The sequence below is a fragment of the Rhizobium sp. FG113 genome, from assembly GCF_057809895.1.
Map to the genome: position 1 here is coordinate 99,520 of NZ_JBMDKV010000008.1, position 20,484 is coordinate 120,003.

Here is a 20,484-nt window from a genome sequence, read left to right on the forward strand (position 1 = left end):
TGCGAAGATTGCAAATGAAAAACACCTTAGAAAATACGCTTGTCCCGGTCCTTCGCATCAGCTTCCCGCATGAAGACCGCCTTGGGCACGGCAAGATGGAACTGCTGGAGCACATCAAGGAGACCGGTTCGATCTCCGCCGGCGGCCGTGCGATGGACATGTCCTACCGGCGCGCCTGGCTGCTGGTCAGCGAAATGAACCGGATGTTCAAGCATCCGGTCGTGGAATCGCAGCGCGGCGGCCAGAAGGGTGGCGGCGCGGCGCTGACTGAGTTCGGCGAGGAACTGCTGGCGCGTTTTCGGCAGATGGAGCAAACGATCCGGGTGACCCTGGCCGACGACCTCGCCTGGCTGGAGAGCAACCGCTTGCTCGATGGCGCCGAGCCAACAGCCTAAGGCTCCAACGCAACCGTCTTGATAATCGCGAACACCGGCATGCCCTCGCGCAACGCCATGCGCTCCGCCGAAAAGCTGGTGATTCGCGACAGGATCGCGTCACCGCCGCAATCGACCGTGACGTCTACGGTCGCATCGTCGGACGGCATCAACGCCAGTATCGTGCCTTCAAGCACGTTGAGCGCGCTGAGGCCATTCGGCCGTTCGGTGGCGAGCATGACATCGCGAGAGGGAATACGGACACGCACCGCCTTGCCCGGCGCAAGACCGGCATCTGGCACATGCAGCCGCACGGTCGCCATCGCAACGGTGGCGAGGTGATGCCGCCCGTCCACGGCTTCCACACGCCCCTGCAATAGGGCGCCCGCCTCGCGCCGATCGAGCGATGCAGCCGGCAGGCTGAGGACCTCGGTTGCCGCGCCCACGGCTTTCACCCGGCCGTCCTGCATGACGACGACCTGATCGGCAAGCCGCGCTACTTCGGCCACCGAATGGCTGACATAGACGATCGGAATATCCATCTCGTCGCGCAGACGCTCAAGGAACGGCATCACCTCTGATTTGCGCGCTTCGTCGAGCGCGGCAAGCGGCTCATCCATCAAAAGCAGACGCGGCGACGACAACAGCGCGCGGCCGATTGCCACCCGCTGCTTTTCGCCGCCGGACAGGTGCTCAGGGCTGCGGCCGAGCAACCTTTCGATATCGAGCAAGCCGACGACCCGCTCAAAGCTCTCCCGTGGCGCCCCTTTCGGCGCGAACCAGCGACCGTAGGTCAGGTTCTGGCGCACGGTCAGATGCGGGAAGAGCCGTGCTTCCTGAAACACATAGCCGAACCGCCGCCGATGCTTGGCGACGAAAATGCGCTTGGCGGTATCCGTCAGTATCTCGCCGTCGAGGCTGATTTGCCCCTCGTCGGGCCGCGTCAGCCCTGCGATCATCCGGATCATCGAGGTCTTTCCCGAGCCCGAACGGCCGAACAGCGCGGTAATCCCGCGCTCCGACGTGAAGCCCGCCTCGAGCGAGAACGCGTCGAACCGATGCTTTGCATGGACAACGAGCGTCATTGCGGATCGATCCTCCGCCCGATGAGACGTGACAGAAATTCGGATGCGAGCAATGCAGCCATGGAGATCACCACGGCCACCAGGGTCAGCCGCAACGCGCCTGCGTCTCCCCCCGGCACCTGCGTGAACGAATAGATCGCGGCCGACAGCGTCTGCGTCTCGCCGGGAATATTGGAAACGAAGGTGATCGTCGCGCCGAACTCGCCCATCGCCTTGGCAAACGCCAGGATCATGCCGGCGATGATGCCGGGCAAGGTGAGGGGCAGCGTCACCGTCAGGAAGACCCAGAACGGGCTGGCGCCGAGCGTGCCGGCGGCTTCTTCAAGCTTGCGGTCGATCGCCTCGATTGAGAGCCGGATGCTGCGCACCATCAGCGGAAAGGCCATCACGGCGCAGGCCAGTGCTGCCCCCGTCCACCGGAAGGAGAAGACGATTCCGAAATATTGATCGAGAAAGGCGCCGATCACCCCGCGCCGGCCAAAGAGCACGAGAAGGATGAAACCGGTAACGACAGGCGGCAGGATAAGCGGCAAATGCACGATGCCGTTGAGAATGGATTTGCCCCAGAAGCGTCCCCGCGCCAGAAGCAGCGCGACACCGATGCCGAAAGGCAGACTTGCCAGCATCGCGACGATAGACACCCGCAGGCTGAGCATAATCGCCGTCCATTCGTCACTGCTCAGACCAAGTGCTTCCAAATGCAACGCTCCTGAAAAAACGAAGGCCCACCGTGGCGGGCCTTCAGGCTAGGCAGTTGCGTATAAAACCGCAATTATTTCAGGATGGTAAAGCCCTGTTCGGTGAAGAAGTGCGCAGCTTTCTCCGACTTCAGGAAGTCAAGATAGGCTGCCGTATCGGCATTCTTGCTCTCGGACAGGATCGCGATCGGATAGGTGATCGGCGGGTGCGAGTCGGCGGGGAAGGTGCCGGCAACGGCAACGCCCGGATCCGCGTTCACGTCGGTCCGATAAACGATGCCGAACGGCGCTTCGCCGCGCGAGACCAGCGCCAGCGCCGCGCGCACGCTTTCAGCGCCTGCGACCTTGCCTTCGACCGACGACCAGACACCGAGCTTTTCAAGCGCCGCCTTGCCGTACTTGCCGGCTGGTACCGACTTGACTTCGCCCATGGCGAGCTTCCCGTCGCCGAGCAGGCCGGCGAGATCGAAGCCCTGCTTGATATCGACGGGCTTGACCTTGTCCTTGGCGGCAACGAGCACGATGCTGTTGCCGAGCAGGTTGGAACGGGTGTCCGCCTTGATCAGGTTCTTCTTGGCGAGATAATCCATCCAGTCGAGGTCGGCCGAAATGAACACATCCGCCGGCGCGCCGCCTTCGATCTGCTTTGCCAGAGCGGAGCTCGCCGCATAGGAGACGACGGCTTCCTTGCCGCTTTCCTTGGCCCATTCCGCATTGGCCGCATCAAGAGCATTCTTCATGCTCGCGGCGGCAAAGACCGTAACCTTTTCAGCGGCAACGGCTGTGCCGGCGGTTGCGCCAAGCCAGATCGCGGAGACCGCGACAGCTGCGAATTTCACCCATTGACGACGATTGTGCATATTGTTTCCCCAACACTTCGAGATGTTTGGAGAGATATAACGGAACCCAGCCATTGACCAGCGCTATATTCAGTTGAACGCAACGCATCGCGTAACACTTGATGAAGATAGCTTCACGTGTTCGTGAAACGTGACGGAAACGCCGCTGCGGCGCAGCATAGGTGGCTGGTACCGACCAGTAATGAACGGCTAAGCGACGCCAAAACAATAGAATTTACCGGAAAATGCCAACAAATTGAGCACGGCAATGGGTGCGACACTTAAACACATGTCAGAAATGCATTGCTGCGATGCACCAATTTCGCTTTTCTTTCTGTGATACTCATCATACAACCTCCTCATCGGACAGCGATCTCCTCCTCCCAAGCTGTACGATAACGGATCGGCAACACTCCTCCTCCCAGTTGCCGGTCAAGTTTTAAGCCCGACGGATCCTCCCCCGTCGGGTTTTTCATTTTCCAGCTTTATATTGAGAGAAATGAACTAGCCGCCGTTTCGCGCGCGGATCGCCGTCGAGCTCAGTCGCGATCTCGGCCCGTGGATAAATGTCCAGGCAGGCGCCGGCTTTTTCCAGAGCGCTTGTGAGTCGTCCTCGTCAATGCGCGCGAAGTCGAAGGTCTTGGCCATTTTCGAAGACAGGAACGAAAGAGTCGCACCCGGCCGGTCGATGACCGCGATCGGGAACATGCGGGCGATATCCTGCCACCGCTGCCACCGATGAAACGTCTTCAGACTATCGGCGCCCATGATCCAGATGAAATGCACATGCGGATTGCTGATCTTGATCCGCGCCAGCGTTTCCGCGGTGAAAGTGGTACCGAATTTCTTTTCGAACGCGGTGACCTTGATCGCTGGATGCTTGGCAAGCTTTTCGCTGAGCCGCACCCGATCCGCCAAGGGCAACAGCTGGCTCGGATCCTTTAGGGGATTGCCGGGAGTGACCATCCACCACAGCTGATCGAGACCAAGCCGCTTGATGGCGATCTCCGCCACCAGCGCATGGCCCTGGTGCGGCGGATTGAAGGAGCCGCCGAACAGACCGACCACCAAGCCCCGCTCGGCATGCGGCACGCGAAGATAGCGTCGGTCCAATTCGTCGTTGATCACATCAGGTCCGGACTTGGCCGGTGCCATGCACGCGGTATTTGAACGAGGTCAGCTGCTCGACGCCAACGGGGCCTCGCGCATGCATCTTGCCCGTCGCGATGCCGATCTCCGCCCCCATGCCGAATTCACCACCATCGGCAAACTGCGTCGATGCGTTGTGGAGCAGGATTGCGGAATCGACCTCGGTGAAGAAGCGCTCCACGACAGCTGGGTCTTCGGCGATCACCGCTTCGGTGTGGTTCGACGAATAGGTCTGGATATGCTTGATCGCACCATCGATGCCATCGACGACAGCGACCGAGACGATCGCGTCGAGATATTCCGTGGACCAGTCTTCCTCGGTCGCCGCCTTCGTTCCCGGCGCAGCCCTCACGACGCTTGAGGAACCGCGAACCTCGCAGCCGGCACCCGAGAGAACCTCAAGCAGCGGAACGAGGTGCGTGTTGCTGACCGCGCTGTCGACCAGAATGGTCTCGACGGCACCGCAAATCCCCGTCCGCCGCATCTTCGCGTTGACGACGATCTCCTTGGACATGTCGAGATCGGCGGATGCATCGACATAGATATGGCAGAGCCCTTCCAGATGCGCGAAGACGGGCACCCGGGCTTCATTCTGCACACGCGCGACAAGGCTCTTGCCACCGCGCGGAATGATCACGTCGATCGCCCCATCCAATCCGCGCAACATGGCGCCGACGGCCGCGCGATCCGTGGTCGGAACGAGCTGGATAGCGTGCTCTGGAAGCCCCGCAGCCTTCAGGCCGCGCACCATGCACTCATAGATAGCCTGCGATGATCGACGCGAATCCGAGCCGCAACGCAGGATGACGGCATTACCGGCTTTCACGCAGAGCGCGCCAGCATCCGCGGTCACATTCGGGCGGCTTTCGAAGATCACGCCGATCACGCCAAGCGGCGTGCGCACGCGCTCGATCTTCAGGCCGTTGGGCCGATCCCAAGCGCTGACCACCTCGCCGACGGGGTCCTTCAAGGCAGCGATCGCGCGAATGCCATCAGCCATCTCCGCGACGCGCTTATCAGTGAGCGTCAGCCGATCAATGAAGGAGGGCAGCATGTCGGAGCCCGCCGCATCCTCGAGATCCCTCGCGTTTTCAGCGAGGATACGATCCTTGTCCGCCAGGATCGCATCAGCCATGGCATTCAAGGCAGCGTTCTTGGCGTCGGTCGAGGCGAAGCCCAACGGTCGCGCGGCAGCCTTGGCCTTGCGGCCGATGTCATTCATCAGCGCGTCAATGTCAGGGCTTTGCACGACTGTATCAAGCATGGGCGGCGTCCTTCTTCTGCCTTTCCGATTTCGAATTGATTTGCGAGGTCATCACCATATCATCGCGATGGATCATCGCCGCGCGCCCGGCATAGCCGAGAATGGCCTCGATCTCGCTGGACTTGCGGCCGGTAATCTGGCGCGCTTCCTCGGCGTCATAGCCCGCCAATCCACGCGCGATTTCCCGGCCATTCGGGCCGACAATCGCCACCGTATCGCCACGGCTGAACACACCGACAACCTTACGCACACCGGCGGGCAACAGGCTCTTTCCGCCGCCCAGCGCCGTCACCGCGCCGTCATCGACATGCAGCTCGCCAGCCGGCTGCAACTGACCGGCAATCCAGGTCTTGCGTGCAGTCACGGGCGTACCCGAGGGCGCAAACCAGGAGGACCGCGCGCCGTTTTCGATAGCCGACAGCGGGCTGTCGGTCTTGCCGGACGCGATGATCATCGCGCAGCCAGAGGTCGTCGCGATCTTGCCGGCATCGATCTTGGTGCGCATGCCGCCACGCGACAGCTCGGACGCAGCACCACCAGCCATCGCCTCGATCTCAGGCGTGATCTCTGCGATCGTCTCCAGGAACTGCGCATCCGGGTCGAGATGCGGCGGAGCGGTGTAGAGGCCGTCAATATCCGACAACAGGATCAGGAGATCCGCGCCCGCCATCGTCGCCACGCGCGCCGCCAGGCGGTCATTGTCGCCATATCGGATTTCGCTGGTGGCAACGGTATCGTTCTCGTTGATGATGGGAACGGCACCGATCTTCAGCAGCTGATTGATCGTTGCGCGCGCATTGAGATAGCGGCGGCGCTCTTCCGTATCGCCAAGCGTCAGCAGGATCTGGCCAGCGACGATGCTGTCGCGCGACAGGCTCTCTGACCAATCGCGCGCCAGCGCGATCTGGCCGACCGCCGCCGCTGCCTGGCTTTCCTCAAGCTTCAACGCGCCCGAGGGCAGATCGAGAACCGAGCGTCCAAGCGCGATGGCGCCCGAGGACACAACGAGCACATCGACACCCTTGGCCTTCAACTTCGCGATATCGGCGCACATCGCGTCCAGCCAGCTCTTCTTCAGGCCGGTCTTGCGGTCGACGAGCAGCGCGGAGCCGATCTTGATAACGATGCGCCGGTAGCTACCCAGCGCCTTCTGCCTAGTCATTGGCCTCGTCCTCGTCGGCGATAATATCGCGATGACGCACCTTCAGCGCTTTGGCCGGCTTTTCAAGAATGTTCGCTTCGGCATTGGCCTCGACGATGATATCGCGCAGCGCACGCAACACTTCGGTCATGCCCATGCCGGTTGCCGCCGAGATCTGGAAGGGCGTGCTGCCGCAGGCCTTGGCCAGTTCCTTGGTCTTCTTCGTCAGCGTTGCCTTGTCGAGAACATCGATCTGCGACAGCGCCACGATCTCCGGCTTGTCACCGATCTCGTCGCTATAGGCTCTGAGTTCGTGCTTGACCGTCTTGTAGGCCTTGCCGACATTCTCTTCCTGCGCGGACACGAGATGCAGCAGAACGCGCGTGCGCTCGACATGGCCGAGGAACCGGTCGCCGATGCCGACGCCCTCATGGGCGCCTTCGATCAGGCCGGGAATGTCGGCAAGAATGAATTCGCGCTCATCGATCGTCGCAACGCCAAGATTGGGATGCAGCGTCGTGAAAGGATAATTGGCGATCTTCGGGCGTGCGCGGGTAACCGCCGCGAGGAACGTCGATTTGCCGGCATTCGGCAGCCCGACCAGACCGGCATCGGCGATCAGCTTCAGACGCAGCCAGATCGTCTTTTCCTCGCCCTCAAGGCCAGGATTGGCCCAATCCGGCGCCTGGTTGACCGAGGTCTTGAAGTGCGCATTGCCGAAACCGCCATTGCCACCCCGGGCGAGGCAGTAGCGCTGCCCCTCTTCCGTCAGGTCGCAGATCAGCGTTTCCTGGTCTTCCTCGAAAATCTGGGTGCCTACGGGCACCTTCAGCGTCACGTGCTCGCCATTGGCGCCGGTGCGGTTGCGACCCATGCCATGCGTGCCGATCGTCGCCTTGAAGTGCTGCTGGAAGCGAAAATCGATCAGCGTGTTGAGACCGTTGACGGTCTCCACCCACACGTCACCACCGCGTCCGCCGTCACCGCCGTCAGGCCCGCCGAACTCGATGAACTTCTCGCGCCGGAACGACACGGCACCCGCGCCGCCGCTGCCGGATTTGATATAGACCTTTGCTTCGTCGAGAAATTTCATTTTACTTCCATCATTCGGTGTCATTGGACGCCCGTCTTGGCCTGATCGATATAGGCCGTTCAGCCGGAGGTCAAAGATTATCGTTAGGTTTGCGAGCTATAACATACAGTACGGCTTCGGTCTCGACGGCACGTACGATCTGAAACGAATCGCCGACAGTCTTGCCGGCGCCGACATCATCGCGCTCCAGGAAGTCACCCGCGGCTTCGCGCGAAACCGATATGCCGACATGGTGGCCGACCTTGGCGCTCTGTTTCCCGACTATTTCTGGGTCTACGGACCGGGCTGCGACCTGCATGTCGCGGAGATCGACGGCCGTCCGGCGTCGCGCGGCATGCGCATGCAGTTCGGCAATATGGTCCTGTCGCGCTGGCCGATCCTGTCGACTCGCACGCTGCTTCTGCCGCGCAGCCGGACGCTCACCAAGCTCAACCTGCAGCGCAGCGCCACCGAGGCCGTCATCGACCTTCCCGGCGGCGCGGCGCGCGTCTACTCCGTCCACCTCGATCACGTCTCCAGCGACGAGCGCATCCGCCAGCTCGCTCACCTCAATGAGCGCATCAACGCCTTCCCTCATGAGGGCGGATCGCTGACCGGCGCCCGCGAGTTCGAGATCGAGGAGCTTCCGCTGCCCGAAGACTACCTCGTCATGGGCGACTTCAACATGCTCCCGGAATCGCCCGAATACTGCGCTTTCGCGGGCCGGAAGGACGGATATTACGGACGCACGGCGCGCATCGGCACACCTGTCGACGCCTTCGAGGCGCTCAGCGCCTATCAGCCCGACAGCTACAGCTGGATGGATCCCGCAAATCATGGCAAGCGCATGCATCTCGATTACGTCTTCGTCAGTTCTGGCCTCGAAAGCCGGCTAAGATCCGCACGGATCGACACGTCGGCCATGGGGTCCGATCACTTCCCCGTCTGGGTCGAGATCGACAATTGAAGAAGGCGCCCCGACGAGTGTGGGGCGCCTCCAATTTCATCAGGCGCTCTTGCTCTGCTGCAAGGCACCGGGCTTCAGCATGGTCTCGACATGCGTGACCATCGTGTTGCGGGCGAAGCTGAAGACCTCGCTGCAACCGGTCATGCGGAAGCCGAGCTTTTCCTGCAGCCTGAGCGACGCCGGATTGTCGGCGAAGACACCGGAATGCACGACGGTCTCGGGCATGCGCCTGGAGAAGCGCTCGAGCGTGGCGGAAACCGCCTCGCTCATATAGCCGCGCCGCCAGTAGTAGCGGTTCAGCCAGTAGCCGAGATGCCAGCGGCCATGACGAAGCTCGATCGACACCACGCCGATATGCGCGTCGTCGCCATTGGTGATCGCCATCTGCCAGTCCGGCAACCGACCCGCCGTGACCGGCACCAGCCAGTCGAGCGCATCCTGCCGATCATAGGGTGCGGGCACCCGCGCCAGCATCCGCGTCACCGCGAAGTCGGACAGCGATTCGGCGATTGCATCGGCGTCACTCAGCCGATGCGCCCGCAGCAAAAGCCGCTCGGTCTTGATGTCGGGCTGCGAGCCGGCGGTGACGACCTGAGGTCTTGGCCTTTCCAGGCTGAGCGCACTCATAATACGCTCCCCCAGCTTCTCAGCGACATCCAGGTCTTGCGGTCGAGCCTGTACCATTCGACCGGCACGTTGCTTCCAAGCGCCAGCGAGGCGGCAAGCCCCGATCCCTGGAACTGGAAACCGCACTTCTGGATGACGCGGCGCGAGGCGACGTTCATCACCCGGCAACGGGCGTCGATCTGGTCGACATCTTCGCGGGTGCGGAACACCATGTCGACGAGCGCATGACAGGCCTCGGTCATGAAGCCCTGGTTCCAGTAAGGCTCGCCCAGCCAGTAACCGATCTCGACGGTGCGACCATCAAGATGCGGCTCGACGCCGCAGCAACCGATAAAGGCGCCGTTTTCGGCTTTGGTAATCGCATAGACGCACTTGCCAATCTCGCCATTTTTCGTGCGTCGCACGAAGTCGGCGGCATCATTGGCCGTATACGGGTGCGGCATGCGCGACACCATTGTGGCGACTTTGGCGTTGTTGGCGAGATGGGCAAGGGCGTCGATGTCTACTTCGTGGGGCGCGCGCATGACGAGCCTTTCCGACAGTAAGACAGGGCAATCGGTCCTTAACCGCTCAGGCCGCAGCCTCTCTTCGGGAGACCTTTGGTCTCTCCGTAACAATTCGCCTTGCATGGTTCAGTCCTCCTTGAGGGTAAAGAAAAAGGGGAGATGGGTGGTGCCCCATCTCCCCTTTTGTCTTGACTGAACCTGATACGCTCAGCCGGGTCGATGAGACACCGGCTGCTATAAAGCGCTACCGGCTTATTCCGCTGCTTCCGCTTTCGGCATCACGGATACGTATACGCGGCCGTTGGCCTTCGTACGGTAGTTCACATTGCCGGCGGTGAGAGCAAAGATCGTGTGATCCTTGCCGAGGCCGACGTTGGAACCCGGGTGCCACTGCGTACCGCGCTGACGCACGATAATGTTGCCTGCGATGACGGCTTCGCCGCCGAACTTCTTCACGCCAAGGCGCTTGGATTCAGAATCGCGACCGTTGCGCGACGAACCGCCAGCTTTTTTGTGTGCCATTGGAGTTCTCCTTTAAACCTTAAGTCCCGTGATCTTACTTAGCAGCCACGATGTCCGTGATACGGACAACGGTGTGGTGCTGGCGATGGCCGCGCGAGCGCTTCGAGTTCTGACGACGGCGCTTCTTGAAGGCGATGACCTTCTTGCCGCGGTTATGCTCGACGACTTCGGCCTTGACGGACGCGCCCTTGACGAAGGGAGCACCGATCGCGGCATCGGCGCCTTCGCCGATTACGAGGACTTCGGTGAATTCGATCGATTCGCCAGCGGTGACTTCAAGCTTCTCGATGGTCAGCACGTCGTTTGCTGCCACACGGTACTGCTTACCGCCGGTCTTGATGACTGCGAACATTTTTTATCCTTTCATGTTCGTTCCGGCTCGACCCGCATCAAACAGGTGGCCGTCTTTTTATCAGTCGATGTTAAGCAGGGATTTCAGGGCTTTTGCCCAGGAATTCTGGCTGCCGGTGGTGCCCCACGCGGGCGCGGGACGGACAAGGCGCGGACTTATCCACACCTATTGGGTTGCGCAGATACGCGAGCATAAAAAAACTGTCAAGGTAAAAGGATGACAAAAGGATGAAATGGCTTGAGATTACGACTTGCCAGCCCGCCAAACTCTCGCTATGAGACAGCCCGCGCCGAACAAGCGCCGACCAACGAAGCGGAGAGGTGGCTGAGTGGTCGAAAGCACCGCACTCGAAATGCGGCATACGGGCAACCGTATCGTGGGTTCGAATCCCACCCTCTCCGCCATATTCCCTTTGTCCGACCCGGACACATGGGTAACAATCCGCACCGAAGACATAGATGACAACCTCATGCTGAACGAGGTTGTCCGTTGTTCGCAACTTCCTCCGTTCGAGGTCGATATTTCCGAGATCAAATCACAAGACGCTGGCGAGTCAAAGCCGACATCGTCGACCCCGCGTGCTTCATCGGCACATCGAGGTCGTCAAACTCGTAGCCTAGCCTGGATGGCGTTCGTCACCGAGCAACCAACTCAATACCCAATGGCGCCGCGCCGCCGATGATATCAAGCAGGCGGTCGATATTGGGATGGGCGCCGGGGCGGGTTTTCGCGTCGGCGGTGTGCTCGGCAAAGAGGTCCAGGGCGTAGGTCGCGGCTTGCTTGTCGAGGATGCCGAAACATTGCTGCAGATATTGGTAGACCGCGAGCGAACCCTGTTTGCCAGGCTGGTTTTCGATCGTCGCGACAATGACGCCGGCCGGGTCGGTAAGGTCTATGCGAGCAAGGCCTTCGACTGAGGGCAGCAGTTGCAGATTGTCCTTGAACGAAGCCGTAGGCTGGATCATCGCGGGTTCCTTTTCGCGTGGCGGGCTGGCCTTGCGTCTAGCAGCTTCGGCTCCATGTCGCCATGCCGCAGAACAAAACTCACGCCTGCCTGCTTACCGCTTCAGCGCGCGACCGCTGCGGCTCTGCGAAATCGCGCGCGACTGCGAGCGCTGCACGAGGGCCTGCTGCACCTCGGTCTGGAAAACCATCACCTGGTGACGAACTTCCGCCTCTGGCAGGCCGAGCGATTCGAGTTCGCTCGCAAGGCGTCTGCACTCGGTCTTCCAGTATTGAACGGCATCGGCACCATGCAGGCGCTCGAGTTCGGCGGCGCTGCGATCGATGTCGCCGGCGCGCGAGGCCACAGGAAAAAGGACGATTTCACTTGTGGTCATGGCCTTCAAACTCTTGCTTGTGTTTACCGACATCGATTCGTTCCGTTGTGTTCGACACCATTCCTACCGAAGCATGGTTAACGCTTTCCTCCACCATCTGACGCGTTGTGCCGGTATGGTCCCGACCTGCCGGCGGTTGCGCAAAGCCGAGGGCTTTTGATCCGCCATAAACAAGGCTACACATCTTATATGTGTCAGGTGGATGGGGGATCGATTTGGTACGGAAGATGATCGCGGGACCGGTGGCGACGGCCATCGTTCTGTTTGCGCGTGCCATAACGGCCGTGCGCGCCATTTGGACAAGCGACGGCCCGACCACGGACACGTGCATCTATTTCGCCAATCATTCGAGCCATGGCGATTTCATTCTGATCTGGGCCGTTCTACCACCCCGCCTGCGCCGGTCCACACGCCCGGTGGCGGGGGCCGAATACTGGCTGAGATCCGCGATCACGCGCTTTATCGGCAGCGATGTGTTCGACGCCGTGCTGATCGAGCGCGATCGCGACAAGCGGACCAGTGACCCGATCGAAGTGATGGCGAATGCGCTGGATGCCGGCTCATCGCTCATTCTCTTTCCCGAGGGAACCCGCAATCTGACCGACGCGTCGCTGCTGCCGTTCAAGAGCGGGCTGTTCCATCTCGCATCAGCACGTCCGGATGCCCGCCTCGTCCCCGTCTGGATCAACAATCTCAACCGCGTCATGCCGAAGGGCGAGATCGTTCCGATCCCGCTGATCTGCACCGTCACCTTCGGAGACCCGATGCTCATGCATCCGAACGAAGACAAGCAGGCCTTTCTCGATCGGGCGCGCACAGCCCTTCTCGATCTCTCTCCAAAACAGCCAGGCGGTAGCGAATGAACACGGCCAATTCCGACCTCCTCACGCTCGTGCTCGGCATCCTCGCGGTGCTCGTCGTCGCGTCCGCGATCGGCTATGTGCTGCAGCGCCGCCTCTCGCCCGATGGCGCCAATGCCTCGATCGAGAACCTCAACGCGCGCATCAAGGCGTGGTGGGTGATGGCGATCCTGATCGGCATCGCCTTCATGATCGGCCGCGTCGGCATCCTTATCCTCTTCGGCTTCTGCTCGTTCGCGGCGCTGCGCGAGTTCATCACGCTGACGCACACCAAGCGCGCCGATCACTGGGCGCTGGCGACCGCCTTCTTCGTCGTGCTGCCGCTGCAGTATTTTCTGCTCTGGACGAAGCAATACGGCATCTTCGCGATCTTCATTCCCGTTTATGCCTTCCTGTTGATGCCGATCATCTCGGTGCTGCGTGGCGACACCGAGCGCTTTCTCGATCGGATCGCGGAGGTGCAATGGGCGCTGATGATCTGCGTCTTCTGCGCCTCCCACGTGCCGGCGCTGCTGACGCTCGATATTCCGGGCTATGAGGGCCGCAATGTGCTGCTCATCGCCTTTCTGGTCATCATCGTGCAGCTGAGCGACGTGCTCCAATATGTCTGGGGCAAGCTCTTCGGCCGCACCAAGATCGCGCCGAAGCTGTCGCCTTCCAAGACTGTCGAGGGCTTTGTCGGCGGCGTTGCCAGCGCCACGCTGATCGGCGCCGGCCTCTGGTGGATCACGCCGTTCACAGCATTCCAGGCCGGGTTGCTGGCCTTCGTCATCACTATGATGGGCTTCTTCGGCGGGCTGGTGATGTCGGCGATCAAGCGAGACCGCGGCGTCAAGGATTGGGGCAACCTGATCGAGGGCCATGGCGGCCTGATCGACCGGCTCGATTCCGTCGTCTTTTCCGCCCCGATCTTCTTCCATCTTGTCCGCTACTGGTGGTCGGCCACATGACGACTAGGCTGCGGCGCATCGCGGGCAACAGCATCACCCATGTCGCATTCGCCTTCTGCGCGATGGGCGGATGGGCGATGTTTGCAAACCGGGAATACCCGCCCGGCCGCGTCCTGCTTGCCGGTCTCGTCCAGGGCGCATTGTCCGCCTGCCTGACGCTGTTTCTCAAGACTGCGGTCGAGCAACTGTCACGCCGGATGAATGGAACGCAAGCCCTTTGGGCGCCGCCGCTGATCGCCTGCCTGGCATCCAGTGCCATTCTCGCAACGATCCACGCGCTGAGCGGCACGCCCGAAATTCTAAAGACGATCGCGCTGCCGCTGGCCGTTTCGTCCAGCTACGCGGCGATCTACAATTATTCACTTTACCGGAAGGGGGAGCGGGCATGACCGAAACAGGTGACCGCAGGCCGTTGGCGAGCCGCGACACACACTGGGCACGCTCGATCGCGCAATGGCTGGCGTCGAAATCAATCACGCCCAACCAGATCTCGCAGGCAAGCATGATCGCAGCTGCACTCGCCGGCGGCGCATTCTTTCTATCGGGATATCGCACCGGCTGGGCGCAGGCGCCTTTTTTCATCGCCGCCGCGCTCTTTTGCCAGCTACGGCTGCTCTGCAATCTCTTCGACGGCATGGTCGCGGTCGAGGGCGGGAAGGGGGCGGCCGATGGGCCGTTCTGGAACGAGTTCCCGGACCGGGTTGCCGACATCCTGATCCTCGTCGGGGCAGGGGCGGGTATCGGGGCGCCGGAGCTTGGCTGGGCGGCCGCGGCGTTTGCGGTGCTCACCGCCTATGTCCGCGAACTCGGCCGCGCCACCGGCCAGCCGAGCGATTTCTCCGGCCCCATGGCCAAGCAGCACCGCATGGCAACGATATCAGGCGCCGCCATCCTGTCGGTGTTTCAGCCGCTCTGGGGCGGCACGAACGAAGTCCTGATCGCCGCGCTATGGCTGATCGCGGTCGGCGCCGCACTCACCGCTCTGCGTCGCGGCCGCCGGCTTGTCGCAAGCTTAAAAAGTGGCGGCAGTCAGTCCTGACATCCGCCCGCGACCATTTTGCCGGGCGTACCGAAATTCGCGAAACTGCGCTTGCGGAAAGTTAGCGCAGCAATAAAACAGCCGCGTCGCTTCTGTTTTCCCCGAAGCGACCTTGGACTAGCCTCGCTTCGGCGAGGCATTTTTCTTTCTATCGCCCGCTCACGGCAAAGCCGGCTATCGATAGGCTCGCTCCGAAAACACGCTCATGCCGCTGCGCACCAGAAGCTGGTGCACGAGCCGTCGACGCATCGGGTTTTCAAGCCGCGCCGCCTTGGAGCCGAGAAACTCGGTTTCGACATGTTCGAAAGCGGCAAGATCGGGAGAGGCGGCGATCGCCCTGGAATATTCGGCGTGAAATGCCCGGCGGCAGACATAGGTCTTGTATTTGGTGATACAGAAAACGGCGAACTCGCCCTGCTGTTCGCGCAGGAAGTCTGCGACGCCAACCGTCACCTCGGGCCATGTCGGGTTGAACGTATCGTCGAATGCGATGATGCCGCTATCGGTCAGCGTATCCGCCGCAAGATGCGTGTCGGACATCACGTGATGCAGCATGTGCCCGCCATCGATGCTGAAGAACCGGACCGGCCCCACCTTCGCGAAGATATCCGCGGGCTTCAGAAGCGTGCTGTCGCCCTTGATCACCAGATCTTCAAACACAGGAAGGCCAAGCCGGCGGCCGTTTTCGACAAATTGCAGATATTGCGCGCTGCCCTTCGTTGCGCTGTCGAGATCGAAAAGATCGATGGCGACGATTCGCTGCTCGTCACCGCAAATGCGCCGGAACAGGAAATACGATCGCCCGTAATAGACGCCGATCTCCGCAATCGCCCCTTCAAAACCGGCCAGAGCCTGATGCTGGAGGATCGCCAGAAACACCAGCGCATCCGGAGGATCAATGTAACCCTCGATCGTTTGAAGATCATGAAAGATAAACTTGCGAATAGCTGCATCCATGCGCGATGTTTTTCCAGATATCTTTGAAGTCTAGTGAAACAGACATGACAAGACACAAAGCATAGACCATGCATGAAAGCTAAAATAAGGCAGTATCATAGGTAGAAAGATTTTCTGTCGCTACCAGTAATTCCAGTGATATTGTCGGCTAGGCATATGTTGATCATGCATCGCAGGCGAATAATCCTCATTCGACCGGTCTTCGATCTCGGCTAACGAAAATCGGTAATCGCGTTGGCCATAAGATGCGGCGAAAGCGGCATACAACCCACTTCGTTCTTTTTATCGCCATGTCGTTGGCCTAACTCTGGTGTGGTCCGATTCCAAATCACAGAAGGTGGTGCATGGCAGGTGAAACAGTTCTGGTCGTTGGTGGTGCAGGCTATATCGGCTCCCACACATGTCTCGATCTCGCCAACAAGGGCTTCAAGCCCGTCGTTTACGACAACTTCTCCAACGGGCACCGCGAGTTCGTCAAATGGGGTCCGGCCGAAGAAGGCGATATCAGGGATCGCGTGCGCCTTGACGAGGTTCTGGCCAAGCACAAGCCCGCAGCCATCCTGCACTTCGCGGCCCTGATCGAGGTCGGCGAATCCGTAAAGGATCCGGTCGCCTTCTACGAAAACAACGTCATCGGCACGCTGACCTTGCTGGCAGCGGCCCAGGCGGCCGGCATCAAGGCTTTCGTTTTCTCTTCCACCTGCGCGACCTATGGTCTGCCGCAGAGTGTGCCGCTGGATGAAACCCACCGCCAGGTGCCGATCAACCCCTATGGCCAGACGAAATACATCGTCGAGCAGGCGCTTGCCGATTACGACAAGTACACCGGCTTCCGCTCGGTCGTGCTGCGCTATTTCAACGCCGCCGGCGCCGATTTCGAAGGCCGTATCGGCGAGTGGCATCAGCCGGAAACCCACGCCATCCCGCTCGCGATCGACGCCGCACTCGGACGGCGCGACGGCTTCAAGGTGTTCGGCAGCGATTACGAGACCCGCGACGGCACCTGCGTGCGCGATTATATCCACGTGCTCGATCTTGCCGATGCGCATGTCCGCGCCGTCGAGCATCTGCTGCGCGGCGGTGATTCGGTTGCGCTCAATCTCGGCACCGGCACCGGCACGACGGTCAAGGAACTGCTTGGCGCCATCGAGGACGTCTCCGCCAAGCCATTCCCCGTCGAATATGTCGGCCGCCGCGAAGGCGATTCGCACACGTTGGTCGCCAACAACGACAAGGCACGCGAAGTGCTCGGCTGGGTGCCGCAGCATGATCTCTCCCAGATCATCCGCTCGGCCTGGAACTGGCATTCGAAATCCAACCATCACTGATTGGCCAGATCGATGACGGGCAAACCGAACATTCTGCTGATCACCGCGGACCAGTGGCGCGGTGATTGCCTCTCGGCACGCAATCACGCCTGCGTCAGGACACCGAATGTTGATGCGCTGGCGGCCGAAGGCACGCTGTTTGCCCGTCATTTCGCTGGCGCCGCGCCGTGCTCGCCGGCGCGCGCCACGCTCTATACCGGCCTCTACCAGATGAACCATCGGGTTTGCCGCAACGGCTCACCGCTCGATGGCAGGTTCGATAATCTGGCGCTCGCCGCACGCCGTGCCGGCTACGAGCCGACCCTGTTCGGCTACACGGATACCGCACCCGACCCGCGCGGCGTCGATGCCAACGATCCGCATCTGACCACTTATGAAGGCCTGCTGCCCGGGTTCACCGCGCGGCAATTGCTCCCGGAACATGAGAGACAATGGCTATCCTGGCTGCGATCGCGCGGCCATCAGGATGCGACGAGCCGTGATATTCATATCCCCTTGGGCGCCCGGCCCGGCGAAATCTCCAACGCGCCGACCGCCTATTCGAAAGACGAGACGCAGACGGCCTTCCTGACAGGCGAGTTCATTCGCTGGCTGGGCGAACAGGATAGTCCGTGGTTCGCGCACATGTCCTTCCTGCGCCCGCATCCGCCCTTTTCCGCGCCGGCGCCTTATAACGACATGTTTTCGCCTGAGGACGGGCCCGCCTTTTCCCGCGCAGCCGATCGAAAGAGCGAGGAAGCGTTGCACCCCTATCTCGCCTACGCGATGCCGCGAAACGACAAGGGCAGCTTCATCCACGGCGCGACGGGCCCGGTCGATGACTGGAATGCCGAGGACATCGCGGCAATCCGCGCCATCTACTATGGAATGATCGCCGAAGTGGACGCGCAACTCGGCCGTATCTGGGCCGCGCTCAAGGATGTCGGCGCCTGGAAAAACACGGTCATCGTCTTCACCTCGGATCATGCGGAGATGGCTGGCGATCACTGGACCTTCGGCAAGGGCGGCTTCTTTGACGGGAGCTATCACATCCCGTTGGTCATCCGCGATCCGCGATCGGGCACTCGCGGCGGAACGGTCGAGCACTTCACCAGCGCCGCCGATATCTTTCCGACGCTTTGCGAACGCCTGAATGTAGAGCCGGAAAACGGCCTGGACGGGCAGTCACTGCTACCCTTTGCCGAGGGGAAGGGTATCGCGAACTGGCGGGATGCGGCCTTCTGGGAGTTCGATTTCCGCGACATCGCTCATCAGCATGCCGAACGGCACTTCGGCCTGCGATCGAACGAATGCAATCTCGCCGTCATCAGGGACGAGAATTTCAAATATGTGCATTTCGCCGGCTTGGCGCCGTTGCTCTTCGATCTCAGGAGCGACCCGATGGAGCTGCGAAATATCGCGGCCGACCCCGCGCACGCTTCGACACGGCTCGCCTACGCGGAAAAACTGCTGTCGCTCCGCGCCCGCCACCTCGACCAGACGCTGGCCTATACCGAGCTGACGGAGAAAGGGCCGGTTCGACACCGGCCCTGATTAAACGTCAGGAGAACCGCCCGAGATAATCGAGCTTGCCGACCTGCGCGCCCTTGTTGCGCAGGATCGCGTGCGCCATCGAGATGTGGAAATAGAAGTTCGGCAGCGCGAAGCTCAAGACGTAGTCGTCGCCACGAAAGACCGTTCTGTTGCCGCCGGGAGAAATGACGACCTCGCGGGTTTCAGCGCCATCGAGCGTATCCGGCGAAACGGTCGCAAGATAGGCTTCCGTTTTCGCGACGCGCGCCCTGAGCTCGGCGATCGTCGTCTCGTTGTCCTCAAATTTCGGCGCATCCGTACCCGTTAGCCGTGCAATGGCAAGCTTGGCGCTATCGGTGGCCCGCTGGTACTGGCCGGAAAACGGCAGCATATCCGGCGCCAGCCGCGTCGCGACGAGCTCCACGGGATCGATGCCCTTCTCGCTGGCGAAGGCCTCCGCCTTGTCGAGATAGTTGGTCAAGGTTGTCAGGCCGCGCTGAAATACCGGCACTGTCAGGCGATAGATTGAAATAGACATTGCGCTCTCCACCGGGGCCGACGACCGGCCACCGTTTCCGCGATAGCATATAGTCAGGCCACATATCATTTTCATCGGCCCGCGCTGCATTCTCGATGTTTTTAAGGCGTCGCGGCCAGGCCGTCGTAGCGCGCCTAACCGTGGGTTGTTGCGCCAAAATAATCCCAAAAAAGAGGTGGCTTATTTTACCAGCTTTTCTATTCTGCGCGCTTCGCATCGCTCGCCCTGGTTCACGGGATGAGGGCTTACAGGAACTGACATGCAATTCGTATTCGACGGCCACAACGACGTTCTTCTCCGCCTCTGGACGCATGAGCGGGAGGGCGGCGATCCCATTGCCGAGTTTGCGAACGGAACGGACACCGGCCACATCGACGCTCCACGCGCCAAGGCAGGTGGCCTCGCCGGCGGCCTTTGCGCCATCTACATTCCCTCGGGCGATCTGGTCTTCGCCGATCCCGACAAGGACGGCCACTACGTCACCCCGCTCGCAGCGCCTCTCGATCCATTGCCATCGCTGCGGATCGCCAATGAAATGGCCGCGATCGCCCTGCGCCTCGATCGCGCCGGCGCCTGGCGTCTGTGCCGCACGGTCAAGGACATCCGCAAATCCATCGGCGACGGCGTTTTCGCCGCTGTCATGCATATGGAAGGCTGCGAAGCGATCGGGTCCGATCTGGCCGCGCTGGAAGTCTTCTACGCCGCAGGCCTTCGCTCGCTCGGCCCCGTCTGGAGCCGGCACAACATCTTCGGCCACGGCGTTCCGTTTGCCTTCCCGATGTCGCCGGATACCGGCCTTGGCCTGACCGATGCCGGCTTCGAGCTGGTTCGCGAGTGCAACCGCATGGGCATCATGATCGATCTCGCCCACATCACCGAAAAGGGCTTCTGGGATGTCGCGAAGACGACGGACCAGCCGCTCGTCGCCAGCCACTCGAATGTCCATGCGCTGACACCGGTCGCCCGCAACCTGACGGACAGGCAGCTTGACGCGGTCAAGGAAAGCCGCGGCCTCGTCGGCCTCAACTATGCAACCGCCATGCTGCGCGACGACGCCCGCTCGGACGGCGGCACGCCGCTCAGCGACATGGTTCGCCATATCGACTACCTCGTCGAGCGCATCGGCATCGATTGCGTGGCGCTCGGATCGGACTTCGACGGCGCAACCATACCGGATGAAATCGGCGACGCCTCGGGCAACCAGAAGCTGATTGATGCGCTTCAGCGTGCTGGATATGGTGGCGAGGATTTGAAGAAAATGGCCAGCGAAAACTGGCTTCGAATTCTGTCTTCGGCATGGGGAGAAGAGGCTGCCTGAGACTGCTGACGTGCTTTGATTGAATTCAAGAATGAACAGGGGACGA

24 protein-coding genes and 1 tRNA gene are annotated in these 20,484 nt (G+C 61.1%); 10 read left to right on the plus strand and 15 right to left on the minus strand.

The window, feature by feature from the left end; translation table 11 throughout:
- Nucleotides 1-14 precede the first annotated feature (14 nt).
- Nucleotides 15-395 carry a winged helix-turn-helix domain-containing protein gene (locus ACODTZ_RS19345; RefSeq protein WP_047509029.1) on the plus strand — a complete coding sequence of 127 codons (381 nt, stop codon included), beginning with the start codon at nucleotides 15-17 and terminating at the stop codon, nucleotides 393-395.
- Here the strand turns inward: ACODTZ_RS19345 and modC are convergent.
- From modC to obgE, 7 genes are all read right to left on the minus strand, one after another.
- Nucleotides 392-1,459, minus strand: a complete 1,068-nt coding sequence (gene modC / locus ACODTZ_RS19350; protein WP_489027313.1) for a molybdenum ABC transporter ATP-binding protein — start codon at nucleotides 1,457-1,459, stop codon at nucleotides 392-394. The two genes, ACODTZ_RS19345 and modC, sit on opposite strands and share 4 nt — an antisense overlap.
- Nucleotides 1,456-2,157, minus strand: coding sequence for a molybdate ABC transporter permease subunit (gene modB, locus ACODTZ_RS19355; protein ID WP_047509033.1), 702 nt, complete (start codon nucleotides 2,155-2,157; stop codon nucleotides 1,456-1,458). Before modB ends, modC begins: the two co-directional genes overlap by 4 nt.
- Nucleotides 2,158-2,231: 74 nt before the next feature.
- Complete coding sequence (gene modA / locus ACODTZ_RS19360; protein ID WP_111562693.1) at nucleotides 2,232-3,017, minus strand: molybdate ABC transporter substrate-binding protein; 786 nt, start codon at nucleotides 3,015-3,017, stop codon at nucleotides 2,232-2,234.
- A 483-nt stretch (nucleotides 3,018-3,500) separates the two neighbouring features.
- The gene (locus ACODTZ_RS19365; protein WP_489027316.1) at nucleotides 3,501-4,151 is read right to left on the minus strand and encodes a nicotinate-nucleotide adenylyltransferase; all 651 of its coding nucleotides are present in this window, start codon (nucleotides 4,149-4,151) and stop codon (nucleotides 3,501-3,503) included.
- Complete coding sequence (locus ACODTZ_RS19370) at nucleotides 4,126-5,409, minus strand: glutamate-5-semialdehyde dehydrogenase (RefSeq protein ID WP_489027318.1); 1,284 nt, start codon at nucleotides 5,407-5,409, stop codon at nucleotides 4,126-4,128. The genes ACODTZ_RS19365 and ACODTZ_RS19370 overlap by 26 nt, the downstream gene beginning before the upstream one ends.
- Entirely contained in the window at nucleotides 5,402-6,571 is a 1,170-nt protein-coding gene (gene proB / locus ACODTZ_RS19375; protein ID WP_489027320.1) for a glutamate 5-kinase, read from the minus strand. Before proB ends, ACODTZ_RS19370 begins: the two co-directional genes overlap by 8 nt.
- On the minus strand, nucleotides 6,564-7,643 hold the full coding sequence (obgE, locus tag ACODTZ_RS19380) for a GTPase ObgE (RefSeq protein WP_111562697.1): 1,080 nt from the start codon (nucleotides 7,641-7,643) through the stop codon (nucleotides 6,564-6,566). The genes proB and obgE overlap by 8 nt, the downstream gene beginning before the upstream one ends.
- Before the next feature lie 79 nt (nucleotides 7,644-7,722).
- Between obgE and ACODTZ_RS19385 the strand changes: the two genes are divergently transcribed.
- Nucleotides 7,723-8,589: an endonuclease/exonuclease/phosphatase family protein gene (locus tag ACODTZ_RS19385; RefSeq protein WP_209234596.1), complete on the plus strand. Its 867-nt coding sequence runs from the start codon at nucleotides 7,723-7,725 to the stop codon at nucleotides 8,587-8,589.
- A gap of 39 nt (nucleotides 8,590-8,628) precedes the next feature.
- Here ACODTZ_RS19385 and ACODTZ_RS19390 read toward each other — a convergent pair whose 3' ends face one another.
- From ACODTZ_RS19390 to rplU, 4 genes are all read right to left on the minus strand, one after another.
- Nucleotides 8,629-9,216 carry a GNAT family N-acetyltransferase gene (locus tag ACODTZ_RS19390; protein ID WP_209234518.1) on the minus strand — a complete coding sequence of 196 codons (588 nt, stop codon included), beginning with the start codon at nucleotides 9,214-9,216 and terminating at the stop codon, nucleotides 8,629-8,631.
- Nucleotides 9,213-9,845 carry a GNAT family N-acetyltransferase gene (locus ACODTZ_RS19395; RefSeq protein ID WP_209234519.1) on the minus strand — a complete coding sequence of 211 codons (633 nt, stop codon included), beginning with the start codon at nucleotides 9,843-9,845 and terminating at the stop codon, nucleotides 9,213-9,215. The genes ACODTZ_RS19390 and ACODTZ_RS19395 overlap by 4 nt, the downstream gene beginning before the upstream one ends.
- Nucleotides 9,846-9,974: 129 nt before the next feature.
- The gene (gene rpmA, locus ACODTZ_RS19400; RefSeq protein ID WP_004127267.1) at nucleotides 9,975-10,244 is read right to left on the minus strand and encodes a 50S ribosomal protein L27; all 270 of its coding nucleotides are present in this window, start codon (nucleotides 10,242-10,244) and stop codon (nucleotides 9,975-9,977) included.
- A gap of 34 nt (nucleotides 10,245-10,278) precedes the next feature.
- The gene (gene rplU / locus ACODTZ_RS19405; RefSeq protein WP_018901071.1) at nucleotides 10,279-10,596 is read right to left on the minus strand and encodes a 50S ribosomal protein L21; all 318 of its coding nucleotides are present in this window, start codon (nucleotides 10,594-10,596) and stop codon (nucleotides 10,279-10,281) included.
- Between the two features lie 314 nt (nucleotides 10,597-10,910).
- On the opposite strand from rplU, the gene ACODTZ_RS19410 reads away from it, so the two are divergent.
- Nucleotides 10,911-11,000, plus strand: a tRNA-Ser gene (locus ACODTZ_RS19410).
- Between the two features lie 231 nt (nucleotides 11,001-11,231).
- Here ACODTZ_RS19410 and ACODTZ_RS19415 read toward each other — a convergent pair.
- Together ACODTZ_RS19415 and ACODTZ_RS19420 are read right to left on the minus strand one after the other, a co-directional pair.
- Nucleotides 11,232-11,561: a DUF2322 family protein gene (locus ACODTZ_RS19415; RefSeq protein ID WP_489027324.1), complete on the minus strand. Its 330-nt coding sequence runs from the start codon at nucleotides 11,559-11,561 to the stop codon at nucleotides 11,232-11,234.
- Between the two features lie 93 nt (nucleotides 11,562-11,654).
- A complete protein-coding gene (locus ACODTZ_RS19420) occupies nucleotides 11,655-11,936 on the minus strand; it encodes a DUF6074 family protein (RefSeq protein ID WP_409457180.1) in 282 nt (93 codons plus the stop codon).
- Nucleotides 11,937-12,163: 227 nt separating this feature from the next.
- Between ACODTZ_RS19420 and ACODTZ_RS19425 the strand changes: the two genes are divergently transcribed.
- From ACODTZ_RS19425 to ACODTZ_RS19440, 4 genes are read left to right on the plus strand one after another with little or no spacing between them, the layout of a single operon-like run.
- Nucleotides 12,164-12,799, plus strand: a complete 636-nt coding sequence (locus ACODTZ_RS19425) for a lysophospholipid acyltransferase family protein (protein ID WP_489027446.1) — start codon at nucleotides 12,164-12,166, stop codon at nucleotides 12,797-12,799.
- The gene (locus tag ACODTZ_RS19430; protein ID WP_489027326.1) at nucleotides 12,796-13,746 is read left to right on the plus strand and encodes a phosphatidate cytidylyltransferase; all 951 of its coding nucleotides are present in this window, start codon (nucleotides 12,796-12,798) and stop codon (nucleotides 13,744-13,746) included. Before ACODTZ_RS19425 ends, ACODTZ_RS19430 begins: the two co-directional genes overlap by 4 nt.
- On the plus strand, nucleotides 13,743-14,135 hold the full coding sequence (locus ACODTZ_RS19435) for a hypothetical protein (RefSeq protein WP_489027328.1): 393 nt from the start codon (nucleotides 13,743-13,745) through the stop codon (nucleotides 14,133-14,135). Before ACODTZ_RS19430 ends, ACODTZ_RS19435 begins: the two co-directional genes overlap by 4 nt.
- Nucleotides 14,132-14,785, plus strand: coding sequence for a CDP-alcohol phosphatidyltransferase family protein (locus tag ACODTZ_RS19440; protein WP_489027330.1), 654 nt, complete (start codon nucleotides 14,132-14,134; stop codon nucleotides 14,783-14,785). Before ACODTZ_RS19435 ends, ACODTZ_RS19440 begins: the two co-directional genes overlap by 4 nt.
- A gap of 174 nt (nucleotides 14,786-14,959) precedes the next feature.
- Here ACODTZ_RS19440 and ACODTZ_RS19445 read toward each other — a convergent pair whose 3' ends face one another.
- Complete coding sequence (locus ACODTZ_RS19445; RefSeq protein WP_489027332.1) at nucleotides 14,960-15,742, minus strand: class I SAM-dependent methyltransferase; 783 nt, start codon at nucleotides 15,740-15,742, stop codon at nucleotides 14,960-14,962.
- Nucleotides 15,743-16,086: 344 nt separating this feature from the next.
- Here ACODTZ_RS19445 and galE point away from each other — a divergent pair, with 344 nt between their 5' ends.
- Both galE and ACODTZ_RS19455 read left to right on the plus strand, forming a co-directional pair.
- Entirely contained in the window at nucleotides 16,087-17,070 is a 984-nt protein-coding gene (galE, locus tag ACODTZ_RS19450) for a UDP-glucose 4-epimerase GalE (protein ID WP_489027334.1), read from the plus strand.
- Nucleotides 17,071-17,082: 12 nt separating this feature from the next.
- Entirely contained in the window at nucleotides 17,083-18,603 is a 1,521-nt protein-coding gene (locus ACODTZ_RS19455) for an alkaline phosphatase family protein (protein WP_489027336.1), read from the plus strand.
- A gap of 7 nt (nucleotides 18,604-18,610) precedes the next feature.
- On the opposite strand, the gene ACODTZ_RS19460 is transcribed toward ACODTZ_RS19455, so the two are convergent.
- Nucleotides 18,611-19,120 (minus strand): DUF1993 domain-containing protein, encoded by a 510-nt coding sequence (locus ACODTZ_RS19460; protein ID WP_113199320.1) that lies wholly within the window; start codon nucleotides 19,118-19,120, stop codon nucleotides 18,611-18,613.
- A gap of 259 nt (nucleotides 19,121-19,379) precedes the next feature.
- Between ACODTZ_RS19460 and ACODTZ_RS19465 the strand changes: the two genes are divergently transcribed.
- Nucleotides 19,380-20,438 carry a dipeptidase gene (locus ACODTZ_RS19465; RefSeq protein WP_489027338.1) on the plus strand — a complete coding sequence of 353 codons (1,059 nt, stop codon included), beginning with the start codon at nucleotides 19,380-19,382 and terminating at the stop codon, nucleotides 20,436-20,438.
- Nucleotides 20,439-20,484: the final 46 nt, after the last annotated feature.